Below are 9,184 nucleotides of genomic sequence, written 5' to 3'. Positions count from 1 at the left end.
ATACGCACAGGCCGGACTCTCCGCACCCCATATCGTATCAACCGCTCTCTCAGCTCTCGGTATCAACGAAAAAAACGAGACAGGGGCGGGTCTGAGCGCCTGAGACTGCGGCGGAATTTATGGCAAAGAAACGTGCGGATCAGCTTCTGACGGATCGCGGGCTGACCGAGAGCCGGACGAAGGCACAGGCTCTGATCATGGCCGGTCTGGTCTATGCCGGAGACCGGCAGGTCAGAAAGGCCGGAGATCTTCTGCCTGAAGAGACGGCCCTTGCTCTCAAGGGGCAGGATCACCCCTGGGTTTCGCGGGGCGGGCTGAAGCTTGCCCATGCGCTGGATCATTTCGGACTTTCGCCCGAGGGGCGTATCTGTGCCGATATAGGGGCCTCGACCGGCGGATTTACCGATGTGCTTCTGACAAAAGGGGCTGCAAAGGTTTATGCCGTGGATGTCGGGCACGGGCAGCTTGCCTGGAAGCTGCGTTCCGATCCCCGCGTGATTGTGCTGGAAAAGCAGAATGCGCGGCACCTGGATACCTCGGTAATTCCGGACGCGCCGGAAGTGATTGTGTGTGATGCCAGCTTCATCGGACTGCGGACCGTTCTGCCTGCCATTCTCGGGATGGCAGCACCCGGCGCCTGGGCTGTTGCACTGATCAAGCCGCAGTTTGAGGCCGGACGTGAGCATATCGGAGCGAAAGGCGTCGTCCGGGATCCTGAGATCCATGATGCGGTCTGCGCCATGATCCGGGACTGGTGGTCCGCGCTGTCGGGCTGGACGGTTATGGGAATTGAGCCGAGTCCGATTACCGGGCCTGAGGGCAATCGGGAATTTCTCATTGCAAGCCGCTTTACGGGCTGATGCTTCCGGCCCTGACGGAGCTGCCATGGTGTGCGCCTGAGAGGGCGCTTGCCTCTTTTCCGGAATCTTCGTGGCTTCTGCTTCTGAACAGCGGCGGAGATCCTGTGCAGGATCGGGCACGATGGTCCTATCTCTGTCCGCGTGCTGATGAGACGCTGATACTTTCCGGCGGAAGGCTGCGCCGGAACGGGCAGGATGTGTCCGGGACTGCGGACATGCATCTGCGGGATATGTGTCCTCCGCCCTGCCCTGCTCTTGCGGTTCCCTTTCCCGGTGGTCTGGCCGGTATTGCATCCTATGAAGCGGGAATGCGTCTTGAGGGCTTATCCTCCCGCCATCAGGCTGAAGAGCCGGAGATTGTTGCCGCATCATTTACTGACGTTCTGGCATTTGACCGGCTTGAGAAGCGGCTCTGGTGGATCAGCGGATCCGGTCGTGAGGCTCCGGATCTGAAGGTGCCGGAGATCGTGCCATCCGTATCGCAGCGTCTGGATTTTATTCCCGAGATGGATCGGGAAACCTGGTGTGCTGCGGTGCGGGATGTGATCCGGCTGATCGGGGAAGGTGATCTTTTTCAGGCCAATATAACGCAACGCTGGCGAGCCTCTCTTCCTCAGGATTTCAGAGAGGATGCGCTGTATCTTGCTCTGTCCCGGACATCCCCCGCGCCGTTCGGCACTCTGTTCCGGTCTCCGGAATTTTCGCTTCTGAGTGCTTCGGTGGAGCGTTTTCTCTCCATGACGCCGGAAGGTCTGATCGAGACGCGTCCCATCAAGGGAACGGCGATGAAGGGGAAGGACGAGGCGGAGACAGCCCTGCGGGCTGCCGCACTGGCAGCCGATCCGAAGGAGTGCGCTGAAAATCTGATGATTACCGATCTTATGCGTAATGACATCGGCCGGGTCTGTCTGCCCGGAAGCGTGCGCGTACCGCAGCTTTGCGCCGTGGAGCCGTTCGCGCATCTGCTGCATCTGGTCTCCGTCGTGCAGGGACAACTGCGCCCGGGTCGTGACCGGTTTGATCTGCTGCGGGCAACACTTCCGCCGGGTTCCGTGACCGGTGCGCCCAAATATCGGGCCATGGAGGTGATTGACACACATGAGGTGTCAGCACGCGGAGCCTATTGCGGAACGCTGTTCCGGCTCGGCCGTGACGGCGGGTTTGACAGCTCCGTCATTATCCGAAGCCTGACACGGACGCCGGAGCGTCTTTGTATCGGTGCCGGTGGCGGCATTACCTGGCCTTCCGATCCGGAGCGGGAATATGAGGAAGCCTGCCTGAAGGCTGCTCCTCTTCTGGGGCTGACAGGATGACGGATGTTCCTGTCTGGCTGAATGACCGGCTTCTGCCTTCATCCGTGGCCCGAATTGATCCGGCGGATCGCGGTTTTCTTCTCGGAGACGGGCTGTTTGAGACGATGCGTCTGTCCGGCGGGCGGGCTCCCGAACAGGAAAGGCACCTTGCGCGGCTGGCTGCCGGATGTGACGTGCTGCGTCTTCCCTGCCCCGATCCGGCACAGCTCCGCGAGGCCATTGCTGCTCTGGCCGGAGCCGTATCATGGCGTGACGGTTCCATACGGCTGACCCTGACACGTGGTGCCGGACCGCGAGGCCTGCTTCCTCCGCCATCGCCCTCCCCCACTCTTCTGCTGACGTCTGCACCTGCTCCGGCGCATGTACCTGGCCCTGTCAGTCTGGCAGTCAGCCGGTATATCCGCGACGGGCTGTCTCCGCTGAGCAGGGTAAAATCCCTGAATTATCTGCCGGGAATTCTGGCCAGGATGGAAGCTGCCGATACCGGTGCTGACGATGCGTTACTCTGCACGCCGGATGGGTATATCTCAGAAGCGAGCGCCGCCACGTTTATTGCCCTGTCATCAGACGGGCTGATGACGCCACCCCTGCGGGACGGCGCTCTGCCTGGCACTTCACGCGCACGTCTTATCGAGGCAGGTCTGTGTACGGAGGTGCGTATTCCGCTTTCGTCCATACGCAATATTCGCAGTGCCTGGCTTGTGACGTCGCTCTCGGTTCAGCCGGTTCTCCGCGCGGGAGACTGCATTACCGATGTGGACGAGGCGTCTACTTTGCAGATCCGCTCGTTTCTGTTTGGCCCGGCGGCCTGAGACGGGCACGAGCCATAAAGTCCTCAAGCCCTGCTTCCATTGCAAAGCGGAAGGCATCCAGCGTCTCCGCTCCGGCGTAGTGTTCCAAACCTTCCGCATCAATCCTGGCGTTTTCCGGACTGACGCCAAGCGCGAGCAGAAAAGCCTCGACAATCCGATGCCGGGCACGGGCCTCCTCGGCCATTTTCTGACCCGCAGGGGTGAGAAAGATGCCCCGATAGGGCTTGCGGGAAACCAGCCCTTCATTCGCAAGGCGCATCAGCATCTTGGCCACTGTCGGCTGTGAGACACCAAGCCGCTCTGCCAGATCTACCTGGCGGGCTTCCTGATTTTCACTAAGAAGATCGGCAATCAGCTCTACGTAATCCTCCACCAGTACATTCTGTCTTGCTGCACGGTTGGCGCGAAAGCCCTCTGAATGGGTTTCGGCATCGGGAAGTGAGTCGGGTGTCGTCATGCCTGGTGCGTCTGCGTTCCGGAGTATTCTTCTTAGAAAGATATATTCTGCAGAGAATATCATGCGTATGGAATGACGGAAAGCACTCTTATCGAAGTCTGTTGATTGCTTGATATCCGGGGCTGCTCAGGAATTCCCTGCCACACGCTGCAACTATCTTATCTGTCTGTATCCGCAACCTGCTCAGTCACGATTTTTCAATATGCTTCCTGTTATAGCATATTGCATAATATGAGCTGATCGGCTCTATTGCGTCGTATGTCCCGCGATCTGCATACAGACACCTCCCCGACCGGTACCTCGGATAAGGTTGCCTGGCGTTTTACGCGTCTGACCGAAACGGATGGCAACAGCCTGCCGGAGGTTTTTGCCAGTGTGCGGGTCCCTTCAGGAAATGCCTCCTGGTTCAGGAGATTTCTTGCCTTTGTCGGTCCGGGCTATATGGTGTCCGTGGGGTATATGGACCCTGGAAACTGGGCCACGGATCTGCAGGGGGGGGCTCAGTTCGGCTACACCCTGCTGTCCGTCATTATGCTTTCGAACCTGATGGCCATCCTCCTGCAGGCACTTTCGGCGCGCCTGGGGATCGCGACGGGGCGGGATCTGGCGCAGGCCTGTCGCGACCATTTCCCTCCGGCTGTCAGCATTCTGCTCTGGCTGGCCTGTGAACTGGCGATCATTGCCTGCGATCTGGCCGAAGTAATCGGAACGGCTGTTGCCCTGCAGCTTCTTTTCGGAATTCCCCTTCTGGGCGGAGCCATGATCTCGGTTCTCGATGCCTTTATTGTCCTGTTTCTGATGAACCGTGGTTTTCGATATCTGGAAGCCTTTGTTATCGGACTTCTGAGTATTATTGCCGTATGTTTCGGAATTCAGGTTGTGGCCGCGGCTCCGCCTGTTGCCGATATGCTGAAGGGATTCATACCTTCTGCCGATATCGTCATGAATGGTCAGATGCTTTACATCGCGATCGGGATTATCGGCGCAACGGTCATGCCGCATAACCTCTATCTCCATTCTTCTATTGTACAGACGCGGAATTTCGAACGCACGTCTGAGGGTCGACGGGAGGCGATACGGTGGGCCACATGGGACAGCAGTATTGCGCTTATGCTTGCGCTTTTTATCAATGCTGCAATTCTGATTGTTGCGGCTGCGGCTTTTCATAATACCGGGCATCAGGACGTTGCCGAGATTGAGGATGCCTGGCGTCTGCTCTCCCCCATTCTCGGGCTTAGCATCGCATCGACGCTGTTCGCGGTGGCACTTCTTGCTGCCGGAACAAACTCAACGGTTACGGGAACTCTTGCCGGCCAGATCATTATGGAAGGATTTCTGCGGCTCCGGATTCCGCACTGGGCAAGACGTCTTCTGACCAGAGGGCTTGCGATTATTCCGGTGATTATTGTGACCATGATCTATGGCAGCCGGGGCGTTGGTGAACTGCTGCTGCTCAGTCAGGTGGTCCTGTCGATGCAGCTTCCCTTTGCAGTCATTCCTCTTGTGATGTTTGTATCTGACCGGAAAAAGATGGGAGAGTTTGTTATTTCTAGGAAACTTGCAGTGTTCTCCTGGGGGGTGGCTGCAGTGATCCTTCTTCTGAACTTAAAGCTGCTGCGGGATACGATTTTCCCCGGATAGATTATCCCGACTACTCCCGCTCCGAGAGCCTTCGTTATGCGCACAGCAAAATATAGCTTTCTGTTTTGATGAGCATTTACATTCACCTGCTCAGGGCCAAAGCGGGCTTTATTCGCTTTCCAAAGGGGCGATACGATCATACAGGCTCCCCGCGACAGCGATGCTGCATCCTGCGACTCATGGTCTGGCCGAAGGGATCATGTTCCCGTTTCTGCCTGTGGCGCTGAACTTCATTGCACTCACCTGTCGGCGATACCCTGCATCGCTGCACGGGCACACTCATCCGCACGAGCCCCCCTGCTGTGCCAGTCGAGGGCCACTTCATCCGACCCGCATGGATGTGCCTGCGTTACTGCAAGAGACGAACAACCGGCTGGATGTGGACGAAGGCGATATCGAAGCGCCTCTGCTGCGTGTCGAGCGGGTCGCGGAGCTGTGCGGGCATGCACCTGCCCGTAAACGTTCCTGAGGATATCGGTCTTATTTTTCAAAAACACAGGAGCCGGAAGACGCCTGCCTACCATATCGCGGTTCAGATCTGAACCGCGATATGGCAGGGAAAGCGAGGCTGTCAGGAGGACAGGCTCACCTCCAGTTTGATCTCGGCTGTAAAAAGCTTTGAGATCGGGCAGTTCTGCTTTGCAGCCGTCGCGATTTCCCGGAATTTCTCTTCCGTTGCGCCCGGGACAATCCCGTTCAGCGCCAGGTGAATGGCTGTTACGGCAAAACCCTCTCCCTGCTTCTCGAGGGTGACCGTTGCTTTCGTATCGAGAGATGTTGCGGTCAGGCCCGCCTTTCCCAGCGCTCCGGACAGCGCCATGGTAAAGCAGCCCGCATGTGCGGCACCGATCAGCTCTTCCGGATTGGTGCCTGCCTTGTCTTCAAAGCGGGTATTAAAGCCATAGGGCTGATTCTTCAGGGCACCGCTTTCGGTGGAAATCGTGCCGCCACCTTCCCTGATCGCGCCTTCCCAGTGTGCGGTTCCATACTTACGGATAGCCATCTTATATCTCCCTGCTGGACGGATAACGTGTTCCGTTTATGGGGGTTCCGGTTGCGAATGCCAGAGGTGCTCGCAAAGAGATGATGCTGTATTCAGGTGTCGTCGGGTGCATTACACCTGCATGGAAATGTGAGAGAATACGCCTGAAGCTGTTTCCCTGAGGCTGTTTGATCCTACTGGCTGCTCTCCTGCTGCGGGGAGCCGGCCGCAGACCGGAGAGGTTTTATGAGCACCGATACGACAAGTTCCACGACGCAGCGCGATGTCGTTCTGATCGGCGCCGGCGTGATGAGCGCAACGCTGGCCACCTACCTGCGGCAGCTTGAGCCTGACTGGTCCGTCGACGTGTTTGAGCGTCTGGAAAGCCCTGCGCTCGAAAGCTCCGGTCCCTGGAATAATGCCGGAACGGGTCATTCGGCTCTGTGCGAGCTGAACTACACGCCGGAGAAGCCCGATGGCAGCATTGATATCTCCAAGGCCGTCAATGTTAATGAGCAGTTCCAGATTTCCCGTCAGTTCTGGGCACATCTGACTGAGGCCGGGATTATTTCCGATCCGCGGGCATTTCTCTCACCCATCCCCCATATGAGTTTTGTCTGGGGCGAGAAGAATGTCAGCTTTCTTGACCGGCGCTACCAGGCGCTGAAGGATCATCCGCTGTTTTCGGGTATGGAGTATTCCGAGGATCCGGCGAAGCTGGCCGAGTGGATGCCTCTGGTAATGAAGGATCGTGCTCCGGGTCAGAGACTTGCGGCGACGCGGACGGAAGCCGGAACGGACGTGAATTTCGGTGCCCTGACCCGCATCCTGTTCGATGCGCTGGGCAGGACGGCCGGTTTCAGCCTCATCACCCGTCATGATGTGACGAACCTGAAGAAATCATCTGACGGGCGCTGGCTGGTTCAGGTGAAGAGCCTCGTCACGGGCGAGCATCGCACTGTCAGTGCGAGGTTTGTCTTTATCGGTGCGGGCGGCGCCGCGCTGGAACTGCTGCAGAAAAGCGGTATTCCGGAAGGCCGTGGTATTGGCGGTTTCCCGGTCAGCGGTCAGTTTCTCCGCTGCACGAACCCCGAGGTCGTCCGCCAGCACAGTGCGAAGGTTTATGGCAAGGCTGCCGTCGGCGCGCCGCCGATGTCCGTCCCGCATCTCGACACACGTATGGTCGATGGCAAGGCCTCTCTGCTGTTCGGCCCCTATGCAGGATTCTCGACACGTTTCCTCAAGAAAGGGTCTCTTCTCGATCTGCCGCTTTCGATCAAGCCGGGGAATATCCGGGCGATGATGGCAGTCGGCCGGGACAACTGGGATCTGACGAAATACCTTATCCAGCAGGTGATGCAGTCTCCGGCCGACCGGATGGCCGCCCTGCGTGAGTTCGTGCCTGATGCGAGGGAGTCCGACTGGGAACTCATTGTTGCCGGGCAGCGTGTGCAGGTGATCAAGAGCGACAAGGCGAAAGGCGGCGTGCTGCAGTTCGGAACCGAAGTCGTCACGGCGGCGGACGGGTCCGTTGCGGCTCTTCTCGGCGCATCGCCCGGAGCTTCCACCGCGGCTCCGATCATGCTGACCATTCTGCAGCGCTGCTTCCGGTCCGAAATTGCGAAGTGGGAACCGAAGCTGCGGGAGATGATCCCCTCTTATGGCACCAGGCTGGCTGACAACCCGGAGATGTGTGCCGGGCAGCGCCACCGGACTACGGAAATACTCAGACTGACCCACTGAATCCGGGGTTTCCGTTTTCACAAAAGCGGCGGAAGGACATCTTCCGCCGCTTTTTTTATGTCGTTTCCTGCGCACAGGAGCTGTCTGCATACAAAAAACGGGATGAGGGTATTCCTCATCCCGTTCAGAAGGCCTGATGGCCTTTTTCCAGACCCGGGACCTGTCTGTCCCGGGTTCCTGATCCGAAGATCAGTCAGTCATGGACTGGCCTTTTTTCACGATCTGGCTGCACAGCTCAACCTGCTTGGACTTATCGAGCGTGCTGATCTTGAACGGCGTCGGGGTGTCGTTCTGGAGCAGACCCTGTCCGCCCAGGGAGTAACCCGGATCCGACTTCACGTCCTTCGCCTTTGCAAGCGTGCGACCCGTCACGCGCGTCGTCGTGTCGTTCAGAATTCTCTTGTGAACGCAGTAGGACAGAAGTCCTGCGACATTGCCCTTCGAGGCGTTGTCGATGGACGGAAGGCCGCCATCATTGGTCATGCCCGGAGAAGCTGCGGTGGAGACACCAGCCACACCGCCGACAACCTGATGACCCTGGGTCGGAACGGAAGGGGACGTGCCCGGCGTGGGAACGACAACCGTCTGCGCGCCTGCAACGGAGGCAGATGCGAGGGAAGCGCCGCACAGGGCTGTCAGAACCGCAAATTTTACAGAACGCATAGTCATTCTCTTTCCCGAACTTAATCACGGAGGCGTATACTCATGTCCCCCTGCTGCCCCAACGCATGTAGCTGGCACGGGTTTCATTTCACAACTCCGCGATGCGTACGAATACCGGGACGGATATGGTTACCCGCTCCGTTCTGCCGGAGAAACCTCCAGGAATCCCTTTCTGTTTTTAAAGTATTATTTTTATTTATTAAGGAAATCAGAATACATGGCTTTACTCCGCCGCGATTTCCTGCGGACGGCCGCCTGCCTTGCCGGTGCGGCCACGCTTGCTGCCTGTAATGTCAGCACGAACGGATCCGTCACCACCGTTACACTCGATGTCGATAAAATCCGTAATTATGCCTCCGCGGGCCTGAACGCTGCCGCAACCGTCGCTTCCGTTCTGTCCTCCATCCCCGGTGCCCAGGCATGGACAGCGCCGCTGCTTGCGGCCAGGACAGCCCTGTCTGCCGCACTTGAGGCCTTTTCCGATGCTGCCGGATCATCACTCACCGTCAGCTATGACAATGCCGATATCAAAAGCCGCGTAGACAGCATCCTGAACGATCTGCAGACCATCTCAGCGACAGTCAGCGCCTCTGTTACGGGGCTGAGCAGCATGCTGTCCGCCTCTGTGGAAAACACTGAATTGCCCCGGGTTTTGTGGAGACAGAACGACCCGAGAGGTAAGAAGAATTCATGAGCAACAAATCGAAGCGTTT

The 9,184-nt window shown here is 58.1% G+C and carries 10 protein-coding genes; 7 read left to right on the top strand and 3 right to left on the bottom strand.

The features are described from left to right. Window positions 1-119 precede the first annotated feature (119 nt). The 3 genes from LOC54_RS10165 to LOC54_RS10155 are packed head-to-tail and all read left to right on the top strand — an operon-like array spanning window position 120 to window position 2,985. Window positions 120-860 (top strand): TlyA family RNA methyltransferase, encoded by a 741-nt coding sequence (locus tag LOC54_RS10165; protein ID WP_279313702.1) that lies wholly within the window; start codon window positions 120-122, stop codon window positions 858-860. Beyond that, on the top strand, window positions 860-2,173 hold the full coding sequence (locus tag LOC54_RS10160) for an anthranilate synthase component I family protein (protein WP_279313701.1): 1,314 nt from the start codon (window positions 860-862) through the stop codon (window positions 2,171-2,173). The genes LOC54_RS10165 and LOC54_RS10160 overlap by 1 nt, the downstream gene beginning before the upstream one ends. After that, complete coding sequence (locus LOC54_RS10155) at window positions 2,170-2,985, top strand: aminotransferase class IV (protein WP_279313700.1); 816 nt, start codon at window positions 2,170-2,172, stop codon at window positions 2,983-2,985. The genes LOC54_RS10160 and LOC54_RS10155 overlap by 4 nt, the downstream gene beginning before the upstream one ends. On the opposite strand, the gene mntR is transcribed toward LOC54_RS10155, so the two are convergent. Beyond that, the gene (gene mntR, locus LOC54_RS10150) at window positions 2,942-3,442 is read right to left on the bottom strand and encodes a manganese-binding transcriptional regulator MntR (RefSeq protein WP_279313699.1); all 501 of its coding nucleotides are present in this window, start codon (window positions 3,440-3,442) and stop codon (window positions 2,942-2,944) included. The two genes, LOC54_RS10155 and mntR, sit on opposite strands and share 44 nt — an antisense overlap. Window positions 3,443-3,700: 258 nt before the next feature. Between mntR and LOC54_RS10145 the strand changes: the two genes are divergently transcribed. Both LOC54_RS10145 and LOC54_RS10140 read left to right on the top strand, forming a co-directional pair. Next, window positions 3,701-5,083 (top strand): Nramp family divalent metal transporter, encoded by a 1,383-nt coding sequence (locus tag LOC54_RS10145; RefSeq protein WP_279313698.1) that lies wholly within the window; start codon window positions 3,701-3,703, stop codon window positions 5,081-5,083. Between the two features lie 160 nt (window positions 5,084-5,243). Beyond that, window positions 5,244-5,552 carry a hypothetical protein gene (locus LOC54_RS10140; RefSeq protein ID WP_279313697.1) on the top strand — a complete coding sequence of 103 codons (309 nt, stop codon included), beginning with the start codon at window positions 5,244-5,246 and terminating at the stop codon, window positions 5,550-5,552. A 102-nt stretch (window positions 5,553-5,654) separates the two neighbouring features. On the opposite strand, the gene LOC54_RS10135 is transcribed toward LOC54_RS10140, so the two are convergent. Beyond that, window positions 5,655-6,086, bottom strand: a complete 432-nt coding sequence (locus LOC54_RS10135) for an OsmC family protein (RefSeq protein WP_279313696.1) — start codon at window positions 6,084-6,086, stop codon at window positions 5,655-5,657. A gap of 225 nt (window positions 6,087-6,311) precedes the next feature. Here LOC54_RS10135 and LOC54_RS10130 point away from each other — a divergent pair, with 225 nt between their 5' ends. After that, entirely contained in the window at window positions 6,312-7,808 is a 1,497-nt protein-coding gene (locus LOC54_RS10130; protein WP_279313695.1) for a malate:quinone oxidoreductase, read from the top strand. A gap of 189 nt (window positions 7,809-7,997) precedes the next feature. Here LOC54_RS10130 and LOC54_RS10125 read toward each other — a convergent pair whose 3' ends face one another. Continuing rightward, window positions 7,998-8,477 (bottom strand): DUF2501 domain-containing protein, encoded by a 480-nt coding sequence (locus tag LOC54_RS10125; RefSeq protein WP_408740338.1) that lies wholly within the window; start codon window positions 8,475-8,477, stop codon window positions 7,998-8,000. 211 nt (window positions 8,478-8,688) lie between these two features. On the opposite strand from LOC54_RS10125, the gene LOC54_RS10120 reads away from it, so the two are divergent. Next, window positions 8,689-9,165: a twin-arginine translocation signal domain-containing protein gene (locus LOC54_RS10120; protein ID WP_279313694.1), complete on the top strand. Its 477-nt coding sequence runs from the start codon at window positions 8,689-8,691 to the stop codon at window positions 9,163-9,165. Window positions 9,166-9,184: the final 19 nt, after the last annotated feature.

It is taken from the genome of Acetobacter sp. AN02, assembly GCF_029759835.1.
GTDB lineage: Bacteria > Pseudomonadota > Alphaproteobacteria > Acetobacterales > Acetobacteraceae > Acetobacter.
The sequence above is the reverse complement of the archived record's forward strand: the minus strand, read 5'-3'. Positions and strand labels throughout refer to the sequence as shown.

Bases quoted from the DNA above. Each gene is read 5' to 3' on its own strand.
- LOC54_RS10155 (WP_279313700.1), top strand. From the start codon at position 2,170: ATGACGGATGTTCCTGTCTGGCTGAATGACCGGCTTCTGCCTTCATCC.
- LOC54_RS10165 (WP_279313702.1), top strand. From the start codon at position 120: ATGGCAAAGAAACGTGCGGATCAGCTTCTGACGGATCGCGGGCTGACC.
- LOC54_RS10135 (WP_279313696.1), bottom strand. From the start codon at position 6,086: ATGGCTATCCGTAAGTATGGAACCGCACACTGGGAAGGCGCGATCAGG.
- LOC54_RS10125 (WP_408740338.1), bottom strand. From the start codon at position 8,477: ATGACTATGCGTTCTGTAAAATTTGCGGTTCTGACAGCCCTGTGCGGC.
- LOC54_RS10140 (WP_279313697.1), top strand. From the start codon at position 5,244: ATGCTGCATCCTGCGACTCATGGTCTGGCCGAAGGGATCATGTTCCCG.
- LOC54_RS10130 (WP_279313695.1), top strand. From the start codon at position 6,312: ATGAGCACCGATACGACAAGTTCCACGACGCAGCGCGATGTCGTTCTG.
- mntR (WP_279313699.1), bottom strand. From the start codon at position 3,442: ATGACGACACCCGACTCACTTCCCGATGCCGAAACCCATTCAGAGGGC.
- LOC54_RS10160 (WP_279313701.1), top strand. From the start codon at position 860: ATGCTTCCGGCCCTGACGGAGCTGCCATGGTGTGCGCCTGAGAGGGCG.
- LOC54_RS10120 (WP_279313694.1), top strand. From the start codon at position 8,689: ATGGCTTTACTCCGCCGCGATTTCCTGCGGACGGCCGCCTGCCTTGCC.
- LOC54_RS10145 (WP_279313698.1), top strand. From the start codon at position 3,701: ATGTCCCGCGATCTGCATACAGACACCTCCCCGACCGGTACCTCGGAT.